19 protein-coding genes are annotated in these 22,174 nt (G+C 49.3%); 14 read left to right on the top strand and 5 right to left on the bottom strand.

What is annotated here, in order from left to right:
• Positions 1-8: 8 nt before the first annotated feature.
• Entirely contained in the window at positions 9-443 is a 435-nt protein-coding gene (locus DXH47_RS08720; RefSeq protein ID WP_129032960.1) for a nuclear transport factor 2 family protein, read from the bottom strand.
• 139 nt (positions 444-582) lie between these two features.
• Complete coding sequence (locus DXH47_RS08725) at positions 583-1,467, bottom strand: LysR family transcriptional regulator (RefSeq protein ID WP_129032961.1); 885 nt, start codon at positions 1,465-1,467, stop codon at positions 583-585.
• Positions 1,468-2,080: 613 nt separating this feature from the next.
• Here DXH47_RS08725 and DXH47_RS08730 point away from each other — a divergent pair.
• Genes DXH47_RS08730 through DXH47_RS08755 form a run of 6 tightly spaced genes read left to right on the top strand, consistent with a single transcriptional unit; the run spans position 2,081 to position 8,941 of the window.
• Positions 2,081-3,427, top strand: a complete 1,347-nt coding sequence (locus DXH47_RS08730) for an aldehyde dehydrogenase family protein (RefSeq protein ID WP_129032962.1) — start codon at positions 2,081-2,083, stop codon at positions 3,425-3,427.
• Positions 3,428-3,439: 12 nt separating this feature from the next.
• A complete protein-coding gene (locus DXH47_RS08735) occupies positions 3,440-4,852 on the top strand; it encodes an MFS transporter (protein WP_225423547.1) in 1,413 nt (470 codons plus the stop codon).
• Positions 4,853-4,866: 14 nt separating this feature from the next.
• Entirely contained in the window at positions 4,867-5,538 is a 672-nt protein-coding gene (locus DXH47_RS08740; RefSeq protein ID WP_129032963.1) for a transaldolase family protein, read from the top strand.
• Between the two features lie 2 nt (positions 5,539-5,540).
• A complete protein-coding gene (locus tag DXH47_RS08745; RefSeq protein ID WP_129032964.1) occupies positions 5,541-6,584 on the top strand; it encodes a hypothetical protein in 1,044 nt (347 codons plus the stop codon).
• Positions 6,557-6,877 carry a hypothetical protein gene (locus DXH47_RS08750; RefSeq protein ID WP_129032965.1) on the top strand — a complete coding sequence of 107 codons (321 nt, stop codon included), beginning with the start codon at positions 6,557-6,559 and terminating at the stop codon, positions 6,875-6,877. The genes DXH47_RS08745 and DXH47_RS08750 overlap by 28 nt, the downstream gene beginning before the upstream one ends.
• A 3-nt stretch (positions 6,878-6,880) precedes the next feature.
• Positions 6,881-8,941 (top strand): alpha-glucosidase, encoded by a 2,061-nt coding sequence (locus DXH47_RS08755; protein ID WP_129032966.1) that lies wholly within the window; start codon positions 6,881-6,883, stop codon positions 8,939-8,941.
• A 66-nt stretch (positions 8,942-9,007) separates the two neighbouring features.
• Here DXH47_RS08755 and DXH47_RS08760 read toward each other — a convergent pair whose 3' ends face one another.
• Positions 9,008-9,673 (bottom strand): histidine phosphatase family protein, encoded by a 666-nt coding sequence (locus DXH47_RS08760; protein WP_129032967.1) that lies wholly within the window; start codon positions 9,671-9,673, stop codon positions 9,008-9,010.
• A gap of 52 nt (positions 9,674-9,725) precedes the next feature.
• On the bottom strand, positions 9,726-11,585 hold the full coding sequence (locus DXH47_RS08765; protein WP_129032968.1) for a cation:proton antiporter domain-containing protein: 1,860 nt from the start codon (positions 11,583-11,585) through the stop codon (positions 9,726-9,728).
• Between the two features lie 173 nt (positions 11,586-11,758).
• Here DXH47_RS08765 and helD point away from each other — a divergent pair, with 173 nt between their 5' ends.
• Entirely contained in the window at positions 11,759-14,071 is a 2,313-nt protein-coding gene (gene helD / locus DXH47_RS08770) for an RNA polymerase recycling motor HelD (protein ID WP_129032969.1), read from the top strand.
• A 54-nt stretch (positions 14,072-14,125) separates the two neighbouring features.
• Here the strand turns inward: helD and DXH47_RS08775 are convergent, their stop codons facing one another.
• Positions 14,126-15,349, bottom strand: a complete 1,224-nt coding sequence (locus tag DXH47_RS08775; RefSeq protein ID WP_129032970.1) for a serine hydrolase domain-containing protein — start codon at positions 15,347-15,349, stop codon at positions 14,126-14,128.
• A gap of 211 nt (positions 15,350-15,560) precedes the next feature.
• Here DXH47_RS08775 and coaA point away from each other — a divergent pair, with 211 nt between their 5' ends.
• The 7 genes from coaA to DXH47_RS08805 all read left to right on the top strand — a co-directional run bounded on the left by coaA (position 15,561) and on the right by DXH47_RS08805 (position 21,629).
• Positions 15,561-16,484, top strand: a complete 924-nt coding sequence (gene coaA, locus DXH47_RS08780; RefSeq protein ID WP_129032971.1) for a type I pantothenate kinase — start codon at positions 15,561-15,563, stop codon at positions 16,482-16,484.
• A gap of 55 nt (positions 16,485-16,539) precedes the next feature.
• Positions 16,540-17,121: a hypothetical protein gene (locus DXH47_RS08785; protein WP_129032972.1), complete on the top strand. Its 582-nt coding sequence runs from the start codon at positions 16,540-16,542 to the stop codon at positions 17,119-17,121.
• 83 nt (positions 17,122-17,204) lie between these two features.
• Complete coding sequence (gene guaA / locus DXH47_RS08790) at positions 17,205-18,761, top strand: glutamine-hydrolyzing GMP synthase (RefSeq protein WP_129032973.1); 1,557 nt, start codon at positions 17,205-17,207, stop codon at positions 18,759-18,761.
• A gap of 107 nt (positions 18,762-18,868) precedes the next feature.
• Positions 18,869-19,396 (top strand): helix-turn-helix domain-containing protein, encoded by a 528-nt coding sequence (locus DXH47_RS11905; RefSeq protein ID WP_225423548.1) that lies wholly within the window; start codon positions 18,869-18,871, stop codon positions 19,394-19,396.
• The gene (locus DXH47_RS08795) at positions 19,387-20,274 is read left to right on the top strand and encodes an IS3 family transposase (protein WP_233449245.1); all 888 of its coding nucleotides are present in this window, start codon (positions 19,387-19,389) and stop codon (positions 20,272-20,274) included. The genes DXH47_RS11905 and DXH47_RS08795 overlap by 10 nt, the downstream gene beginning before the upstream one ends.
• Positions 20,275-20,343: 69 nt before the next feature.
• The gene (locus DXH47_RS08800; protein ID WP_129032974.1) at positions 20,344-21,177 is read left to right on the top strand and encodes an MFS transporter; all 834 of its coding nucleotides are present in this window, start codon (positions 20,344-20,346) and stop codon (positions 21,175-21,177) included.
• A complete protein-coding gene (locus DXH47_RS08805; protein WP_053266957.1) occupies positions 21,174-21,629 on the top strand; it encodes a GNAT family N-acetyltransferase in 456 nt (151 codons plus the stop codon). The genes DXH47_RS08800 and DXH47_RS08805 overlap by 4 nt, the downstream gene beginning before the upstream one ends.
• Positions 21,630-22,174 lie beyond the last annotated feature (545 nt).

The raw sequence follows: 22,174 nt of genomic DNA on the forward strand, positions 1-22,174 counted from the left end.
CTTATTTCTTAGGAATCAGAGCGGGTCGAGACCATGATGACGTGGGCGTCGCGGGAGGCGATGGCCCAATTTTCGCCGTTAAAAGCGTAATGGTCGTCGAAGCGGACGCTAAAGACGCTGGTGATGCCCTTGTCGCCCACAGTCTTGATCTGGGCGTTCACTTGGCCGTCAGCGGTCCCGTTATCGGTATCCAGCGTGATTAAAGGCTGGGCGGTCAAGGTAAAGTGTTTAGGGTAGCGTTGGCCCCAGCGAGTCAACGCCTGAGTCAGATCATCTGTCCCGGTCAATTCAGTGACCACGTGGTCGTCGCGGTAGACCCGGAAGGTAGCCGTGGGTGTCATCAGCGCCACTTGGTCAGCCACGCGATGCTGGTCGGCGTAGAGGCCCCATTGGGTGACGAGGCGGTTTAAAATTAGGGTGCTTTCTGCTTCACCGTATGTCATGATATTAAAATTCTCTCCTTCAAGCTCTTTGTAGGCGTGCAACCCCTTATTATAACCAGGAAAGTGGGGAAAGCCAACTCCATAAAACCGGGTTAAGGGGTTTCATGAAGCGTGATTGGAACGGTGACTCGGTGGCCCCCTAAGCTTCCAGGCTGGCCGTCAAAATCGCCAAGACTTTTTGCTGGGTAGGGGTCAGCACATGGGTGGTCCGGGAAACGATACTGGTGATGAATTCGGGTTGTTCGTCGTCTAACAGGGTCAACCGGACCACGTCGGAACGTTGCTGGGCGGCAATACTGGTCAAGAAAGTCACCCCGACGTCAGCGGCCACCATATTCATGATGACGTGAGTGTTGTTGGAGCGGTAGACCACGGTTGGGCGGAAATGATTGCGGCGGGTCAATTGGTTGAAGGCGGCATTATGGACGAAGTCGTCGGTGAAGAGGATGAAGTGTTCGTGACGCAATTCGCTAAAGGTAATGCGGCGGCGTTTGGCTAAGGGGTGGTGCTTGGACACAAAGATGGCGAAGGGTTGGTGGTCAAATTCACGGACCAACAATTGCTGGTAGGAGAGAGGTTCAATGGATCCCAACAGGGCAATATCGGCTTCGCCGTTGCGAATGGCCCGCCGTAAGGTGACTGAGCCGCCTTCGATGATGTGGATATCTTGAAGCATGTTTTGGGCTTGCAACTGTGCAGCAATCCGGGGAAAGTAGTGAGTCTCGATGATGGGCGGGAGAGCCAGGACGGTCTGTTGTTGCGTCAAACGATCGATTTCTTGGCGGGCAATCGACAATTCGTTTAACACAATGGTCGCGTGGGCCATGAGTTGTTGACCGGTGGGGGTGATGGTCAGCCGATTATGGACTCGGTCGCGTTGGACCAGGGTGGTGTGGTACTCGGCTTCGAGGCGCTTGATGGCCATGGTGATAGTCGGCTGGGTGACGTGAAAGTAGTCGGCGACCTTTGAAAAACTTTTTTGTTGAATTAATTGGTAAAAATAGGCTAAATCCTTGGTGTTCATGAATTTCCTCCTGATGAGCTGATAAATGGTGGCGCAATAAGGGGTCTTGATCGCGATGGGACGTTCTAAGCCGTATGTTGGCCTAGTCAATAAAAGCGTGGTTACGCCAATCAGCAACTCTTTGATTGCAAGCTTGTGGCTTGACGTCAGGCTAAATCATGGTAAAATTTGAGAGATTTACCACGGGTCTTAGAACCAGTTTGCCACGTTTAACGCCGATAGCCAAGAGACTGGCCCTATTTTGGCGGGACGAATCGTCTCGCTGGACGGTCTAAGCACGTGACTGCACCCACAGAATAGAAGAAAGATTTGATTCAGGCAAAGTACGATTTAGCGAAGTCGCTTCAAATGTGGGGATGTTGCGACGAGATTGTGAAGACTTTGAGAACTCTATTACGGACTATAAACCACTAACGGCTGCTTCCTTTGGGAGCAGCCGTTTTTGCGTATCGTTAGCTGTATACCGGGATTTAGATTACTTTAAATAAGGTGAAGGGTTGGTAAAGTTTCCGCCTTTTCTTAAGGCTATTTTGACCTTTTCTTCAAAACTTTCACAAATCAGAACTGCATACTTAATTTTAATTTCTTAGCAATCCTGAAAGGCGATGGTGAGATGTCTCAAGAGACAGTGCTTCAAACAAATGTGGAACCGGTGACCGCTGAACAGTTAGAAAAGGCGTTAGCGGCGGGGGCAGATTATTTTGCCCACCAACCGAGTTCGCAGTTTGATCGGTGCCAGCAATTATTGAAGCTGGCGCAGTTGTTCGACGATCAAGCTGAGCAATTGGGTGTCCAAGCGGCCCATGATATGCATAAGCGTTTGGTTGAAGGACAACAGGAGGCTCACGCAGCAGCTAATATCATCCGCTACTACGCCAATAATGGACCCGCATTGTTAAGCCCCAAACCATATGTGTACGGGCAAAATGATGCGCATGCACAATTAGAGTATGACCCGCTAGGAATCGTCTTAGCGGTAGAACCTTGGAACTTTCCGTACACCCAAGTTATTCGGGTCCTAGCCCCTAACTATCTTGCGGGGAATCCCGTGTTATTGAAGCCTGCTCGGTCGGTGGCCGGTTGTGCTCAGGCGATGGTCGCCTTGACCGAAAAGGCCGGCTTTCCGACCGGGGCTTTTACCAGCTTGAATTTGTCCCACGACCAAGTGGCTAACGTCATTGGCGATGACCGAATTCAAGGTGTCGCGGTTACTGGCTCAACTGCGGTTGGTCGCCACTTGGCCAGTCTGGCAGGCCAAAACGTTAAGCCGAGCACTCTGGAACTGGGGGGCAGTGATGCTTGCTTAGTTCTCGACGATGCGGATCTAGCAACGGCCATTCTGGAGATGGCGACGTCGCGGTTACGGAATTCTGGTCAAACCTGTACGTCGGCTAAACGCTTCATCGTGCGACGCGAAGTGGCTGACCAAGTAATTGATGGTTTGACTAAAATCTTTAATCGTCAAACTATCGGTGATCCATTGGATGCGGCAACGACCTTAGCTCCGCTGGCGTCCAAGGCTGGTCAAGAACGTTTGACGGCCCAAGTCAAATTGGCTCTCGACCACGGGGCTAAAGCGCTGGTCAAAGGTGGAGCCGTTGGTGAAACTGGCTTTCAACCAACGTTACTGACGAATCTAACCGCCGATAACCCGGCGAGCCAAGAAGAATTCTTCGGTCCAGTAGCGCAACTATACGTCGTTGATTCTGATGAAGAAGCGATTCAGGTCGCCAATTCAACCCCATTTGGCCTGGCTGGGAGCATCTTTTCCCAGGATCTTTCACGGGCCAAGCATTTGGCTAGTCGCATGGCGACGGGTCAAGTCTTCATCAACAAGGGTTCTAGCGGAATTCCTGAATTACCATTTGGTGGCATCAAGCAATCCGGTTACGGCCGGGAGATGAGTGACCTGGGAATCTTAACGTTCATGAACGCCAAGATTGTCGTGTTGCCAGATTAGGAGGTGGTGTGATTGGAAACCACAACCACACAAACAAAAGTAAAGAGTTTTCCCCGGACGACCACATTACGCAATAAGATTGGGTATGCCATGGGAGACGTTGGTAACAACTTTTTATTCGACATGGGGCAGTTGTACCTGTTGAAGTATTATACAGACGTTTTGCAACTCCCATCGGCTTTGGCCGGCACGGTTTTCTTAGTGGCGAAGATTTGGGACGCTTTCATGGACATGGGGGTCGGCACCTGGATCGATAACCGCCAAAATATTGGGCCGCGGGGGAAATACCGACCATTCTTACTTTGGGCGGCCATTCCGTTAGCCTTACTGTTGATCGCCAATTTCTCCATCCCGGATTTTTCCATTACCGGGAAAATGATTTGGGCATATGTGTCCTACATGATTTTTGGGACCTGCTACAGTATTTCTAACGTGCCGTTCGGGTCGATGATTCCAACCATGACGCGGAACAGTCAAGAACGTTCCGAACTCTCGTCGTTTCGGCAAGCCGGCTCTAACCTCGGCTTGATGTTGGCAACGATTGGGTTCATGCCCATCGTGAATCGCCTCCCGACGGATAAGAGTGGCTACTTAGTCGCGGTCGTGAGTTTTGCTGTGATTGGGGTATTGTGCCAGTGGACCGCTTACGCGAACATCCGCGAGGTTTATAAGGAACCCGCTAAACCTAAGCCCACTAAAGAAGATTTGAAAAAGAGCTTCCGGGCATTATTGAAGAACCGTCCGTTGGTGACATTGTGCCTGGTGAACCTCTTTACCTTCTCAGCTTTTAATTTAAAACTGACCGTGCAAGTTTACTATTGTGAATATGTGTTAAAGGACAATACAGCGATTTTTTGGCTCGGGGTCTTCAGTATCGGCATGGTCTTTGTTGCCGTCGCGTTGGTCCCGATGCTCACGAAATTTCTCGATAAAAAGACCGTTTACGTGATGGGTTGTCTGATTTGGGCGATTGCCGATATTTTGGGCTTCTTCCTGGCCAGCAACACCACCATGTTAGTGATTTTGACTAGTATCGCCTACTTAGGTGATGGGTTTACCAGTGCCTTGAACTGGGCGTTAGTTTCCGATTGTGTTGAATACGGTGAGTGGCAAAGTGGTATTCGGTCCGAAGGGATGGTCTACTCGGCTTTCACTTACTTCCGGAAACTTTCCCAAGCAATCGCCGGCTTCATTCCTGGTGTTATCTTGACTTGGGTCGGCTACGTGCCGAATCAGACGCAGACCGCCACAGCGATTCTAGGAATTCGCGGCTTGATGTTCTTCTATTCAGCGGGGATGGCGATTATGACCATCGTCGTGATGTATTACCTGTATCCACTGACTGAAGCCCGCTACCGGAAGATTCTAGCGGACTTGATCCACCGGCGCAAACGCGAACGCGCGACGGTTGCGAGTCAAAACTGAAAGGAAGGGCATAAATGAAATACTTTTTAGACAGTGCCAAATTAGATGAAATCAAATTAGCTTATGAAAATTACGGTATCGATGGGGTCACGACCAATCCTAAGCACATCAAGAACAGTGGTCAACCATTCATGGTCGTGGTGCACCAGCTCGCGGATTTTGCCGCTGATAAACCCGATTTTCCCATCTCCGTTGAGGTCAACCCACATTTGAGCACCAGCAAAGAAATGGTGACCATGGCGCAACAATTACACGCCATCTCAGCCAATTTCGTCATCAAGATTCCCTGCACGCCGGCTGGCTTAGTGGCCGCCCGGGAATTGGAACAACAGGGGATTCGGACCAACGTGACCCTAGTGTTCTCCGCGGCTCAGGCGTTGTGGCCAGCCCATTTTCAGGCGAAATACGTCTCACCATTCGTTAACTGGCAAGATATGACCGGTCAAGCGGGCATCCAAACGGTTCAAGAAATCACCAAAATTTATCGCAACTACGATTATCATACAGAAATCATCGTGGCTGCCGTACAAAGTGGGCGCCAGATGGTCGATGCGGCGTTGAGTGGGGCTGATATCGTGACGGCGGGGCTGGCGATTTACCAGCAAAGCTTTACGCACCCGTACACTGACGTGGGCCTGCAACGCTTCCAAGCTGCTTGGGACCAAACTAAAAAGGAGGCGGATTAGCTATGGCGATTGTTTATTTACCCTTAGTGCGACCACAATTTGACGCCAAATTGGCTGAGCAACGTTTTACCGCGTCGCTAGCCGCCTTGAAGTTAAGTATTCCGGACCTAGTGAGTCCGCAGAAACCTTTAACGGCGCCCGCCGAGTTGCTCGCGTTCATCGAGAACTTACCGGCAGACCCCACGGCTTTGATCATTCACCAATTGACCTTTACCGGCCAAGAATTTAGTGATGAGGTCGTCAAACGCTACGCCGTGCCAACTTTGATTGTGGCTGAAGAGGAACCGAGCGTCCACGGGTGGTTACACCTAAACGCGTTGACTGGTCTCTTGAGTACCGCTAACAATCTGCATACCCATGGACTGCCATATCAGCAGTATTTGGGTGGACTGGACACGTCAGCAGGGACCCAAGTGGTTCAACAATTCGTCAGCTCAGTTCAAGCTTACGATGCCTTACAACACCTTACTTTGGGAGTAGTCAGCACTTATCCGCTGGGCTTTAACTTTTCGGGGACGCAACCGAATCGGTTACGGCAAACGTTTGGGGTCCGGTTACGGCACTACAGCATTGATCAGGCCTTCAAGGATGCCGAACAATTGGCGCCACAAGATTATGCGGAACAATTGACGTACGCCCAACAAAATTTGAAAGGGCTAGACCCGAAGGACCCGCGGGCCATTCGGATGGCCCAGTACTTGACGGTGATGCACCAAAAAGTTGACCAAGATCACTTGGGCGCCATTGCGTCACGGTGCTGGCCCGACTTCTTCGATAAGTTTGACAGCGCCCCGGGTGGGGTCTTCTCACAGTTGACGGATCAACTCACGCCGGTCGCCGAAGAAGGAGATATCCACGGAGCTGTCTCGATGGCGTTACTGCAAGCTTTGACCAATAACCAGTCACCGGCATTCTTGGGTGACGTGACGCGCTTAGATCCAGAAGACAACACGGTGACTCTCTGGCAGATTATGGGGCTTACCAACTTTGCAACCCGGATTATCCGGCAACAGCAGGCGTGCACCCGAACCGGCATATCGGCGTGAGCGTCGATGGGGCCTTGAAGCCTGGCCCGGTAACGTTAGTTCGAGTCCACTGGGACGGGCAACACTATCAACTGGTGACCCTGACTGGGAAGGTCTTGGCAGCCGAACCACAATTCAACGGGGTTTCTGGTAAGGTTCAAATCACGCTTCCCGTGAATACCTTATTAGATGAATTGGCTCAAATGGGAGCCGAATCTCACTTTGCCTTGATCTACGGTAACTATGCGGCGGCCATCACCTGGCTAGGACGCTGGTTAGGCGTTCCTGTAACGACTTTAACAAAGGGGGAATAGCCCATGAAAATTGTCCTGGCGGCAGGAAAATTGAGTGTTATGGATCCTACGGTCGTGGACGACTGGCAGCTCCAGTGGGCTCAACCCGCCGAAACGATTCTTCACAGTACTGCGGCCCAACCCGCCATTTTGGTGGGGGAAGGTCACGGAGACTTCAAAATGACGAATGGTAACTTTCGTATCACGGAACAACGGCATTCGCAGATTGGGTTGCCCTGGGTCCGCAACCTCGAGCAGGCGGGGAACACGGTTCAATTTGATTTGGCACCGACCCCGACGAGTCCCAGCTACTTACAGCTGACGCTCCATTACCGGACGGCTGGATGGCACTTGGATTTTCGGCCGCTAGCGGGACAGTTGAATCGCTTTTGGTTGCGGCTCTTGGCCCAACCTAGTGACCGTTTCTACGGGGCTGGCGAGCAGTTTAGTGCCTTCGAATTGTCTGGCCGACGGTTCCCCATTTGGACTTCAGAACCGGGAATCGGCCGGAATAAGCAAACGGCAGTGACCCAGGCCGCTGACCGAGCTAACGGGGGCGGTGGTGATTACTACACCACTAATTATCCACAGGCCACTTATTTGACCAGTCGACACCAATTGGTCCACTTGGCGACCAGCGCCTATGCCGTCTTAGACTTTCAAGACCAACGCTTCACGGAGCTTTCAGCCTGGGAGATTCCTACGGCACTTTATTTGGGGCACGCGGAAACTTTAGCCGCTACTGTGGCCTTGAATAAGGATTGGTTTGGTACCCAACCACCACTACCCGATTGGTTACTTAGCGGTGTCGTGCTAGGGCTCCAGGGAGGCACCACTGCAGTTAAAACGGCGGTGACTCAGGCCCAACAGGCAGGAGTCAATATTGCTGGGGTATGGACACAAGACTGGGTCGGCCCGCTGACCACCAGTTTTGGTAAACGTCTGCACTGGGATTGGCACTTAGACGAAAAGACCTATCCGCAGTGGCCACAACAGGTCCGGCGTTGGCGGCAACAAGGCATTCGTTACCTGGGGTACATCAACCCTTATTTAGTGACGGATGGCCCACTGTTTAAGACGGCTGCCGATAACCAATATTTGGTCCAGACTCAGGCGGGGGAACCGTACCTGATTGATTTTGGTGAATTTGAGTGTGGTACGGTCGATCTGTTGAATCCGGCAGCTTTTCACTGGTTCCAGACGTTGATTGAGACCCGATTGATCGGCGGTGGCATGAGTGGCTGGATGGCTGATTTCGGCGAGTATTTACCGACCGATGCACGACTCTACGGCAACGTGGATGCAGAAACGGCACATAACCGGTGGCCGGTCCTGTGGGCCAAATTGAACCGCGCGGCCTTAGACGCAACGGGAACGACCGGTGACGTGGTTCCGTTCTTTCGTTCTGGCGGCGTAGGCACGCAAAAGTACGCACCACTTCTGTGGGCTGGTGATCAGAGTAGCGATTGGACCCCGGATGATGGGATTCCTTCCGCGGTGACGGGAATGCTAACGACGGGCCTCACCGGTAATGGTCTCACCCATAGTGACATTGGGGGGTACACGAGTCTGTACGGCGTTAAACGCAGTAAGGAATTATGGCTTCGGTGGGCGGAACTGGCGGCGTTCACGCCAGTAATGCGGACCCACGAAGGCAACCGGCCAGCGGAAAACTTCCAACCGAACCAAGATCAAGCCGCCTTACGCCAATTGGCGCGCCTGACCACGATTCACCGCCATCTCTTACCGTATTTCCGGCGGGTGATGGCAGAAAATACGGCGACGGGGTTACCCGTGATGCGACCGTTGATGCTAGCGGATGAGGCCAATCAAGCCTTGTGGCATGAACACAGTAGTTTCCTGTTGGGGAATGATTTGCTCGTAGCCCCAATCTTGCATCCGCACACGACCCAACGGACCGTGACCTTGCCTGCTGGTGACTGGGTTCACCTGTGGAGCGGGCGGCAACTGACCGGGGGACAAACAGTCTCGGTCGTAGCGCCCTTGGGTCAGCCCCCAGTCTTTTACCGGGCTGATGCGGCGGATCAAGCGACTTTTAAAGCGTTATGCGATAAAGAGAATTAAACCTAACCATAAAATGGGTTCTGAAGACCACGTTAGTGGTCTTCAGAACCCATTTTGATTACAGCGTTAGTTGATTTTACCGGTCGTATTATTGTAATCGTCGACGCGGTAGTGGCCGTTTTTAACGGTCAGTTTGGTAATACTGCCGTTATCGACCGGGACCGAAATATCGATGTCCGGACCAAACTTGGACACGATACTGCGAATAGTCGTACTGTGAGTGGCGATGACGATTTTATCGCCGTCGCTGGCTTGGGCGACCACACGGTCTAAGGCGGGTTGGACTCGCTCCCAGAACTCGGCGTTATCTTCGGCATCACCGTAAGGATCTTGGGCCTTGAACATGTCCTTGGTCTTTTCGATGGTCAAATGCCGAATCATCGCGTTGAAGGAGTCTAAACCTACAGGACTGCCAATGGCATGCCAGACGAAACCAGTATCGAGGCCTTCGAAGTAGCCAAAGTTCTCTTCGCGAAAGGCCGGTTCCGTTTGTAAGTCACCGACGGCCAAAGCCTGGTTAGCCGTCAAGATGTGTTGGGCCGTGGTCTGCGCCCGGTTGGTGTCGCTGGCGTAAGCAGCGGCTAGGGGTAACTTGGCTAACCGCTCGCCAGCATTCTTAGCGTCGGCAATTCCCTTCGCGGTTAAGGGGGAATCGGACCACCCCTGAATACGGTGGTATTTATTCAAATAGGTTTGGCCGTGACGGACCAAATAAAGTTCAACTGTCGCCATGTACGCGTACCTCTCTTTCTCTCAAAGCAATACGTCCCATTCTAACATAGACTTAGTTGAGAATCCCGAGTTCCTGGCGGATTTGTTGCGCCGTTTCGGGGGTACTGGTAAAAATCAGCCGGTCGTTGAGTTTCAGTGTAGTCGAGCCGGTCGGTCGGATGAAGTGACGGTCGCGGAAAATTTGGCTGATGGTGATTTGATCCACGAACGGCATTTGGCGAATGGCCTGTTCGGTGTAACGCCGGTTGCGCAATGTCACTTCGTAAACGGTGGTTTCCGACGAGGTCAACAGTTCCAGGGTCGTTGGCGCTTCAATCAGGCTGCGCAGCATGGCGATGGTCACGGCTGGTGTGTTGAAGACTTCGATGCCCATCTGGGTCAGTTCGGTTTCCCGGGCGTCCAGAACGTTACGGTCCTCGAAGCGAGCAATGACTCGCTTAACCCCATAAGTCTTGGCGGCCTTAGCCAGTTCGTAATTCTTAGTCGCGTTGAAGTGGCCTAAGACGACGATATCCGCATCGAAGGCTTGTTGAGCGGTAACGTCTTCGGGGTTGAGGTTATCTAGTAATTCAGTTTTGATTTCGGAGTTGTAGGTACGGTAGTTGGCGGCTTTGTCGGTGTACATGGTGATGTCGTACCAGTTCTTAGCTAATTGTTGGGCGACAGGTACCGTCCACAGGTTGGCGCCAATGAAGTGGACCTTGGCTTTCTTGGTCTTTTCGGCTTGGGGATTGTAGAAGACGTTGAAAGCCAGTGGCCCCAGGATACAAGTCAAAATTGCAGCTAACAGGAAGGCGCCAGATTGTTGAGTCGTCACGACTTTCATGGATTTTGCGACTTGGAGCACGGCCAAGACCATGGTGACGGTGGCCCCGGAAATCGTGGCCCCCGCTAAGGCATTGCGCCGGTGGAACCGGAGCCGTAAAATCCAGTAAATGGCCACTTTAGAAAGCACGTAAGCGACAAAGAACGCTGGAATGAGGAGAAGTGTGGCGGAATCGGATAGCAAGGTCCGAAGGTTGATGTCGACCCCACTTAACATGAAGAAGATAGGGATGAAGAAGCCGTAGCCAATCCCATCGAGCCGGACCCGAGTTTCTTCATGGGGTTGTAAGAGCTTCATGACGATTCCGGCGACGAAGGCCCCCAGAATATTTTCGGCACCCACAGCGTCAGCGATGACCACCAGGCTAAAAATTAGGAAGAACGCCAACCGAATATCCAGTTGAGTCGTGGATTTGTTGATACGTTCGAAAAAATTGAAGAAGGGTTTGAAACGTATGAATAAAACGCCGGCCGCTAAGAAGACCAGCAAAAGAAGCCACAGAGACCGACTATTATTACCAAAAATCGAGGCGTAAATGGTCAACGCAAATAAGGGCACGATTTCTCCTAAAGCGGCAATCAATAGCGTTGTTTGGCCAAAGGGCTTACTCAGGAGCTCTTTTTCCTTTAAAGTGGCAATCACGACCCCTAAAGAAATCGTCATGAAGATGATGGTCGCAAGCCAAGGATCCTTGAATAGCCCGGTTAGTTTGCAAATCCAGCCTAAAGCCAAGGAAACGACCACGACACTGACGTAACTAGTGACCGCTAGAAAAACGGGTGAATACTTGGGTGCTTGTTGGGCCGCTTTGGCCGCCAGGGGGGTCTCCGGGACCCGGCGACGACTGAAGAGGCTGAAGTCGATTTCCATCCCACTCAGGAACATCAAGAAGATGACCCCAGTGTTGGACAATAAGGTCAACGTGTCATTGCTACTGTGAACCACGTTAAACAAGCTGGGTCCCAGTAGGATACCGACTAAAATTTCCACGACGGCAGTTGGTAAGATGCTTAACCGTAACCGAGCCATGATTAACGGGGTTATCAGCGCAGCCGTTAAAATGATGAGTAATGAGATTTGATCCATAAGTTACCACCCCTCAAAAGTTAGGTCCATTATAGCAAAAAACAGCGTCAACCTTATCGTTGACGCTTGCGGACAGAATCCTTTATTTGTCGGGGAAATAAGTGTAGTATGGTTAGGCGAATTATGACAAATTTGACGGTTAGGATGTCCAGTCTTAGCAAGGAGGAATTGCATTGGCAGACTCAATTAAAGCCCAAGAGCAACAACATTTGGATATGGTCGTTGCTAAGATTAAACAGGCCCAAACGGCAGCGAAGAAACGTATTGGCGTGGCCGAAAGTGACGAAGCGGGGATTCGGAAGAATTTCGTCAACGACCTGCGACTTAAAACGGACAGTTATGAAGGCATTATGGAAACAGCCCTGTCCGTGCGACAACAGCAACAGATGTTAGCCGAACGGCAGAATAGCTGGCAACACGCGACTACTGAACTGAGTACCCTGAAACGACTCGAAAAGCGGGCTTACTTTGCGCGAATCGATTTTCAAGAAACGCCCACGTCTAAGCCTGAGACCATCTACATTGGGTTAGGGTCTTTCTCGGATACCCCTGACCACTTCTTGATTTACGATTGGCGGGCGCCCATTTCTAGTATCTATTATGATGGGGAACTCGGTGCGGTTAGCTACCAGACGCCAGACGGGGAACAGACTGTCGACGTGCAACTCAAGCGGCAGTTCCAAATCGAAGACGGGCAAATCGTGACGTTGTACGATACTGACCAAACGGTAACCGACCAGATGTTACTGTCGGCGTTGAGTGAACATTCCGATACCCACATGAAGAGTATCGTCACGACCATTCAAAAGGAACAAAACCAGATTATTCGGGACACCCATTCGGACTTGCTGTTCGTCCAGGGGGCCGCGGGTTCCGGGAAGACGGCGGCGATTCTTCAACGAGTAGCATATTTGTTGTATCGGTACCGAGGCAAGTTGAACGCGGGCCAGGTCATTCTGTTCTCGCCCAACCAACTCTTTAACGATTATATCGACCAAGTGTTGCCAGAACTCGGGGAACACAACATGGTTCAGATGACTTATTACCAATATGCTGGTCGCCGGTTGCCAAAGATTGACATTGAAACCTTGGCGCAACGGTTTGCGGAAACTAATTCACCGGTCCAAAAACGACTAAACGCTCTCAAGGGGAGCCTGGCGTTCTTTAACGCGGTGACGGGCTATGCGGACCACTTGGAACAACGCGACATGTTGTTCCGCAACATCGTCTTTCAGGGGAAGGTCTTTATTCCGAAAGAAAAAATCCAAGATATTTACTACAGCTTCAACCGGAACTACCATCTAGGCAACCGGCTCCAGGCCACTAAGGAAGCCTTGGTCCGCATCCTTAACCGGCGAATCTCCAGTGAAATGAAGAGTAAGTGGGTCGAAGATACCATCCAGGACCTAAGTAAGGAACAGTTAGATTCGTTATACGGTGATCACCCGCGGGAATTCGAGTCGGCCGATAAGGAATACCAGTTCTTAGCACGGCGAGTCGTCATGACTTCTCTGGAACCCGTCCGTAAGGCGATTGTCCGGGCCCGGTTCTTGACCATCAATAATCAGTATGTCCATATGTTACGGCAGATGCCGGAACGAATCGACCTGGCCCAGTACCACTTGACGACTGCCGAGTGGCAAGCCGGCGTGGATGCGACCGTAGCTGCGTTGCGCGATCATCAGATGCAACTGTTGGATACCACACCATATTTGTACCTGTACGATAAAATGGCGGGTAAGTCCGGCGACCGGGACATGCGCTACGTCTTCTTGGATGAGGTGCAGGACTACAACGCCTTTCAGCTAGCCTTTCTGAAGTCGACCTTCCCGCGAGCCCGCTTTACCATGCTTGGAGACTTGAACCAAGCCATCTTTACTAAGGAAAACAGTCACACCTTGTTGCACGAACTCAGTACCATGTTCGATCCGGATAAAACGCGGGTGGTCCAACTGACCCGTTCGTACCGTTCGACACAACAGGTCACGGACTTCACCAAGCATATCTTGAAGAATGGGGAAGCCGTGACGTCCTTTGCCCGCGAAGGCGAATTGCCGACGGTGACCGTGGCGAGTGATGAAACCGCGGCGATTGCGCGAGTCAAAGCTGAATTGGCCCGTAACGATGCGGACCATGAGACCACTGCCATCATTGGAAAGGACCTGGCAGATTGTCAAGATTTGACGACACGATTACGGGCGGTCGGCGTCAAGGCGACGCTGATTCAGTCCGAAAACCAACGGCTGGCGCCCGGCGTTATCGTGGTACCGTCATTTCTGTCCAAGGGGTTGGAATTCGATGCCGTCATCGTCTGGGAAGCGTCTGCTAGTCGCTACCAAGACGATGATGAACGCCAGTTGCTCTACACGATTTGCTCCCGAGCAATGCACCGCTTGAGCTTAGTCGCCGCGGGGACCTTATCACCGTTACTCGATGACGTGCCGGCGGATGAATTTACCGTCGTGCCCGCGGTTCCCGTGGATTAAATCAGTGTGAATTGAAACGGCCGTGTCCTTGATCAAGGACACGGCCGTTTTTGGTTAATTAAGGTGTTGGGCTTGGTCGACCTGCTTGAAAAGACTGATAGCGGTCTTTTCGGTGGACCAGGTCGGCCACATGGTCGCCTTGGTGAAACTATTGGATAAGAAGACGACGCCGGTCTTGCCGTTGCGACTCAACACGAAGGTCGCTTCGTAGTTGTCCCGGAGACCGTGACCATAGTAACCACTTTGGCCCAGGTGATAGAGTCCACCGGTGTAGTGTGCCGTGGTCGATTTAGCCTGATGGAGTGTTTGGGCCCCACTTGAGTTTAGTAGGAGCTTCCCCTGGATGACGGCTCGTTCGGCGCGAAACAGGTCGCCGGCGCTCATCATGACGTTCCCAGTCCCGACCCGCGTGGCCAATGGGGCTGCGGCGGGAATGTGGGGCGTTTGGTAAAGTCCCGGACGACTGCCAGTGTAACTAACGGTCATGGTCCGTGAGTGACGGAAGACTTCCGCAAATTTTGTGTGGTTCAGATTCAACGGGGTCACGATTTGTTGGTAGAACCGTTGATAGTAGGATTGGTGGGTGACTTGATGTAAAATGCCTGCCAATAGCGTGTAGTCGATGGGCTGGTAATCGAATTGACCAATCTTGGTGGTGTCAATCTTGGCGTGGGTGGCGGCCTGATGATAGACGGCTCGTTCGCTAAGGTAGCGACTTTGGGGCACGGTACCGTAGATGCCAGCAGTCATGTTGAGCATCTGCCGAATGGTGATCGTCCGGCTATGCTTGATTTTAGGGTAGTATTGACTGAGATGGTCATTAAGACTCAGTTGATCGTCCTGGACAGCACGCATGATGAGTTGGCCAGTCAAAGCCTTTTGCGTGGAGTTGATGAGGTAGGGGGTCGTGGTCGTGTTCTTGCGATGTTGTTCCCGGTTGGCCCAACCGAACGCGCGTTGGTAGACCACGCGGTTATTTTTGACCACCAATGCAGTCCCTACGAAATGTTTGGCTTTTAGTTGCTGGGTGACTTTAGTGGCGAGCTTGGGCGCCGTTTGACTGGTTGTTTCGCGGTCGAACTGCGTTTTGGTGCTATGGCGTTGCTGAGCACTGACATGGGCGTCATGAGCAATCCCGTGCCAGGTCCGTACGGCCGTTTGACGGGTCACTGAGTGAGTCGCGGGGTGGATCCAAAACCAGATGCCGGTCCCCCCTAAAAAGACTAAAATAATGAGACCAACCAAAATAAAGAATTGCTTGCGGGGCCGGTTCGCCATGGTGCCGCTTCCTTTCCGATTACTGAGTGAATCATCTTTTATTATACTGGAAGTTTACGGGATACTAGCATCTTTTTGTTTAAGTCTTGGTAACGGTTTCGTGTAGCTTGACTGTTTCATGGCGTATCCAAGAATCTGCGCTCTTTTTTCGCGACACAATGCGTTATAATGGGAGGATAAAATCTGAAACTAATTTTTTCGAGGTGTCTTCATGAGCGATCCCATCAATTACAATGCGTTTACCCGTGACCAATGGAAGGCATTCGCTAACGCCGCCACGTTACCGCTGACCCAGGAAAGTCTGCGGCAAATTAAGGCGTTCAACGACCGGATATCCCTTCAAGATGTGCAGGATATCTACATTCCTTTGATTCATCTGTTGCGGCTACAGGTCAAGCACTACCAACTTCTTCAGCGCGACAAGGCGTCGTTTTTACACCAAAAGCCGCGCCGGGTACCCTTTATCATCGGTATCGCCGGCAGTGTAGCGGTCGGTAAGAGTACCGCCGCCCGGTTGCTGGAAGTCCTGCTGAACCACTACCTTCCCAACCAACGCATCCAATTGATTACGACCGACGGTTTTCTTTATAGTAACCAAGAACTCAAACAACGTAACCTGATGGCGCGCAAGGGTTTTCCGGAAAGTTACGACATGTCGGCGTTGATTCGGTTTTTAAATGCGGTCAAGGGTGGTGAACCACTCATTAAAGCGCCAGTTTATTCGCATAAGGTTTACGACATCGTGCCCGACCAGTTTGACTACATCGTGCACCCGGATATCCTAATCGTGGAGGGCATCAATACCTTACAATTGCCAACTAATGAACAGATTTACGTCAGCGATTTTACGGACTTTTCGATTTACGTGGATGCCGACCCAACGCTGATTGAGAGCTGGTTTCTAGAACGGTTCGAATTGCTATTGGAAACGGCCTTTCAGGACCCGGTCAATTACTATTACCCGTATGCTATCGGCGACCATGACCGGGCAATGGCTAAGGGGCGGCAGGTTTGGCACGACATTGATTTGAAGAACCTTGAGGAGTACATTTTGCCTACTCGGAATCGGGCGGACATGATCATTCATAAGACCTTTCATCATCGGGTCGACCGCTTATTGTTACGTAAGTATTAGCGGGCCCAGCGTCTCTGGGGAAAGACACTTAAAAGGGCAATGAGGGGGGAGTCATATGCTACGTGATGCAACGGTGGTTGACGCCGACACGGTGTCAATCCTGGTTTTACATGAGTTGGAACGGCGGCAATTACGGCAATTGCGTCGGGTCACCAAGGAACAACTCTCGCAGCTGTTATTCGTCGGTTATCATCAGCCTAAGTTTCGCTACGGCTACCCGCACGCGCGAGTCTACGAGAATCAAGGAGTCGCCGTGGGGGCGGCCTTTGGCTACCCCGCATCCGTGGAGGTGCAGCTGGATAACCAGTGGACGGCGCTGTTTGAACGCTTGCAGGTGAGCCCGCCACAAGTGCCGGTCATAACGCCCCGCGCACTAGCCGATGAATGGTACTTGGACCTGCTGACCGTGAACCCGCGTTACGCTCGCAAAACGTATCTGCAGCGGTGGTTTGACGAATGGTTGATGGGCGATGTTTTGGCGCGCGCCACGGCTAGTGGTCAACCGGTGGTGGGACTAGACGTCCGGCCGGGAAGTCGCTTGGCTCAGATGGCCGCCCAGTTTGGCTTCGTGGGGACCCAGCGCCGGCTCTTAGACCGGCAACCCTATTACCACTTACGTTACCGGTTGCGTGAATAACTGAATTATGTTGACCCTCGTTTCAAAAGCCGGTATGATAAGGACAGTGTTTTTTTAGCAGACAGAAAGAAAGGGTGAATGGCTTGGCAAACGTTGATCTGTCTAAGTTCGATAAAGTCATCGTCTTAGACTTCGGGAGTCAATATAATCAATTGATTACCCGCCGAATCCGGGACTTGGGCGTTTACTCCGAGCTCAAGGCGCACACGATGAGTGCTGCTGAGATTAAGGCTTGGGGCCCGAAAGGAATTATCTTTTCTGGGGGACCGAACAGTGTCTACGATCAGGATGCCTTAAAGGTCGATCCAGAGATCTTTAACCTCGGAATTCCAATCTTGGGTATCTGTTACGGGATGCAGCTGATGGCTTACTACTTACCAGGTGGGAAGGTCGAAGCGGCTGCTAACCGGGAGTATGGTCGCGCAGAGATTCAAATCACGTCTGACGATGCGCGGTTATTCAAAGATACACCCGAGACACAGACCGTTTGGATGAGTCACGGGGACTTGGTGACCAAGGAACCGGACAGCTTTGATGTGGTCGCAACCAGTGAGAACTGTCCGATTACGGCTATTCAAGACGTGGACCGTAACTTCTATGGGATTCAATTCCATACTGAGGTACGCAATACCGAATATGGGAACCAGATTCTGAAGCACTTTACGTTCGACATCTGTGGCGCCAAGGCCAACTGGTCGATGGATGATTTCATCGACTTACAAATTGACCAGATTCGGCGCACGGTTGGCGACAAGAAGGTCTTACTGGGCCTTTCCGGTGGGGTCGATTCCTCCGTGGTCGGGGTCTTGTTACACAAGGCTATCGGCAATCAATTGACCAGTATCTTCGTGGATCACGGCCTGTTACGCAAGGGCGAAGCTAAGCAAGTCATGGATAGCCTGGAAGGTAAGTTTGGGTTAAACATCGTCAAGGTTGACGCGCAAGACCGCTTCTTGAAGAAGTTGGCCGGGGTGACGGAACCCGAAAAGAAACGGAAGATCATCGGTAACGAGTTCATTCAAGTCTTTAACGACGAAGCCCAAAAGCTGGACGGTATCGACTTCTTGGCCCAAGGGACGCTCTACACCGACGTCATCGAAAGTGGGACCGATACGGCGCAAACCATTAAATCTCACCATAACGTGGGGGGACTGCCCGAAGACATGCACTTTGAGTTGATTGAACCACTACGTTCCCTGTTCAAAGATGAAGCGCGTGAATTAGGTGAAAAGCTGGGGATGCCTAGCGACCTGGTTTGGCGTCAACCGTTCCCTGGTCCCGGTTTAGGGATTCGGGTCTTAGGTGAAATCACCCCCGAAAAACTCCAAATCGTCCGGGACAGTGATTTAATCTTACGGGAAGAAATCAAAAAAGCGGGCTTAGACCGCGACATTTGGCAGTACTTCACCGTGCTCCCTAACATTAAATCCGTTGGGGTCATGGGTGATGGCCGGACCTACGATTATGCCGTAGGGATTCGGGCCGTGACGTCCATTGATGGGATGACGGCCGACTTTGCTCACATTCCGTGGGACATTTTACAGGAGATCTCCGTGCGCATTGTTAATGAAGTGCAGCACGTGAACCGCATCCTGTATGATGTCACGAGTAAGCCGCCTTCGACAATTGAGTGGGAATAGGCTCCCACAAAATTAGAAGCATTGAGTTAAAACCATATGCAACGAAATCCTATAAATAAAGTGAACCCCTAAGGTTGGACACTAAATCCAATCTTAGGGGTTTTACTATGACTAAATTTAATTTAGATTTTCGTATAAAGGTTGTTACTGAATATTTATCTGGTAAAGGTTCAACATCTTTAGCCAGAGCGTATGGCGTCAGCACGCATTCAATCGTTCTAGATTGGGTTCACCGGTTTGAGCGGCGAGGCATTGAAGGTCTGAAAAATCGGTCAATGTCTCAAGAATATTCTAGTCAGTTTAAAGTCGATGTATTAAACTGGAAGAAACAACATCAAGCTTCGCTTCCAGTGACAGCATTACACTTTGACCTATCATCGCCAAGTACGATTTGGCAATGGGAAAGACGATTCAAGGAATCTGGAATTGTGGGACTTGAGCGAAAACGAGGGAATCCTAAGCACATGGCTAAACATAACCAGGACAAGCCCCAAACCACGACAACACCGACCCCAGCCGCAGAGTTGAAACAGTTGAAACAAGAGAATCAAATGTTAAAAATTGAAAATGAATTCTTAAAAAAACTCGATGCCTTAGCACGGAAGAAGTCAAAACACACGAACTCATCGAACTAGTAGACGAGTTAGGGCAGGCGTTTCAAGTTTCCATCAAACTAGTTCTTAAAGCAGTTCATATTCCTCGTAGTACGTACTATTACGCTAAGGAACATCGTGGTCGCGATTTAGATGATTCACAAATTATTCAAGCCATTGACGAGATTCGTCAACAAGATCCGAAGTACACCCGTAAATATGGCTACCGACGAATAACTGATGTTTTACATGATTACGGCTTTAAAATCAATCACAAGCGGGTCTTACGTATCATGCGGGAGCAAGACTGGTTATGTCGAGCTTTTAATCGTCAGAAGCGAAAATATAATTCATACAAAGGAACCATTGGGATAATCGCGCCTAATCGGCTTAAACGACGCTTCAAAATAGATCGACCTTACCAGAAGTTGGTCGCCGATGTTAGTGAATTTCGATACGGAAACAATCGTCAAGACGAGCGGGTCTATTTAGAACCAATTTTAGATCTCTTTAACGGCGAAGTTTTAGCCTTCAATATTAGTGATCACCCCACCGTTGAATTCACCGTAAAGCCTTTGAAAGAAGCCTTAAATCAGATACCGGTGTTAGATTATCGCACCACCGTCCATACTGACCAAGGATTTCAATACCAGCATCGTCACTGGCAAAACGTGCTTAAAGACCACCATGCATTTCAAAGTATGTCTCGTAAAGCGACTTGTCTCGACAACGCCGCCATGGAATCGTTCTTTCACATCATGAAAGTCGAAGTTATGGATGAACAGTTTGAGACCAAAGCAGCACTTATCAAAGCTATGACCGAATGGATAGATTTCTATAATCACCGTCGCATCAAAACAAAACTGGACGGTAAGTCCTCGGTAAAATACCGGGAACTTACCGCCCAGAAAGCAGCTTAATAAAGTTGTCCAAGTTTAAGGGTTCACTTCACATTTTCGGTTTTTTATATTCCGAGTAGAACAGCAGCAGTGCCTAATTTTTTTAAAAAAGAAGTAGTTCAAAAAACTGAAGCTATTTTTAATGTTTCAGATTTTCTGTTTCTGGTTGTTGGGAAGCTGTTTTGTGGTTTTCTATTAGGAATATCTGTCTCATATGGACTATTAGTCTTAATTGATAGCTTTACATTTTTAGTTTCTGGATTTTGTAATTACTTTTTTTACAAAATGTATGTTAAAAAAGTTATTATTTCAAAAAATAATACAGTTATTAAATCGAAGAATAAAATCTTTAAGATATTTTTACGTCAGGATCTAAAAATGATTTTAGCATCATTTGTTATCTTAAACCTCAGCATTGGTGGACTAATGGAAAATGCATTACCAACTATACTTATAAAAAATAATCCAACCAACTACAAACAATGGTTTTCCATCTTAAATTCTAGTTTTGATATTGGAATGCTTGTAAGTAATTTGATTTTCTTAAAAATCTTTTCTAAATCGGAGTTAAATACCAAGCTTATTGCAATACCTGGTGTTGTCTCTTTATTGGTAATTGGTTTATTTTTATCACCTAACATATTGAAATTCTTTTTAATTTTTAGTATTGGCGGCTTAGCATCTTGGCTTGATGTAGCGACAGTTGTTTATATGCAAACTAATTTGCCAAGAGAAAGTTTAACTTCAACTTTTACGGTTATTGGTTCCGTTTCTAAAACTCTAGAACCAATTTCTTCGTTGATTTACATGGGCCTTTGCCTGGGCAGCAATATTTACGTGAAATTAATTTCGTTCAATTTGATACTGTTAATACTTGCTTCAGTATCGGTGATTGCCTTCAAAAATAAGAGGGGTGTTGTATGATTAAGTATTCGAAATACACGGGAAATAAACGTGATCAATATATGAGGCTGTTTTTAATCGGCGATGAGGATGAAAGTAAAGTTCGTGAGTATATCAATCAAGGTTGTTTGTTTTTAGCTGAACAGAGTAATACGGCTGTTGCTGTAGCGATAGTTGTTCCAACAAGTGATGGTAACGTTGGTGAACTCAAAAATATTGCCGTTGATGCCAAGGCCCAAGGTCAAGGAATTGGATCAAAAATGATAGCTTATGTATTTGAACAGGCCAGAGATCGATATAATACGATTTTAGTGGGTACTGGCGATGCTGATGTTCAGAATATCTTATTTTATTTAAAAAATGGATTTAGATTTTCTGGAATTAAAAAAGATTTTTTTGATGAATATAAGGAACAAATTATTTCTAATGGTGTTGTACTGAAAGATATGGTTTTATTGACAAAAAAGGTGTAACAAATAAGTAGATAATTGTTTGTCATGACCAAAGCTTATGGATAGAGATTATATTATTAAACGCACTCTTATTGTTGTAAAGAGTCTTAAGGTTGGTTTTAGTCAGATGTAGAGCGTTGCCACAGGTCTTTAAATGATAACTGGGGATTATGTAATAAATCGTGTCAAACTCTGATTTGGCAAAATGTAAACAATAATTTGGAGAGAAAATGAGTAATAATGTTCCAAAGTGGGAACAAGATATTTTGAACAAGAATGAATCAATAACTGTAAAACGGTTGGTTCAACACTTGTTACGATACCTTGATGCTGCATTTGTAAATATTTATGATATAAATTTAGAGAATTAGTTGGGATCTATAGTTTTTGATAAAGAACCAGTCTCACTGATCAAGCAAGACTTTTTCCGAAGAAGACTTAAAAATATTCCCAAATTGCAAGAACAAATTAGCCACACGACAAATCCTATTAAATCAGTATTTTCATTAATATTCATATTTTATGGACTTAACTTAACCGGCGGAAGCAGCGGAGAAAAGCTCTTT

The organism is Levilactobacillus suantsaii, from assembly GCF_004115745.1.
In the GTDB taxonomy this organism is placed as follows: domain Bacteria; phylum Bacillota; class Bacilli; order Lactobacillales; family Lactobacillaceae; genus Levilactobacillus; species Levilactobacillus suantsaii.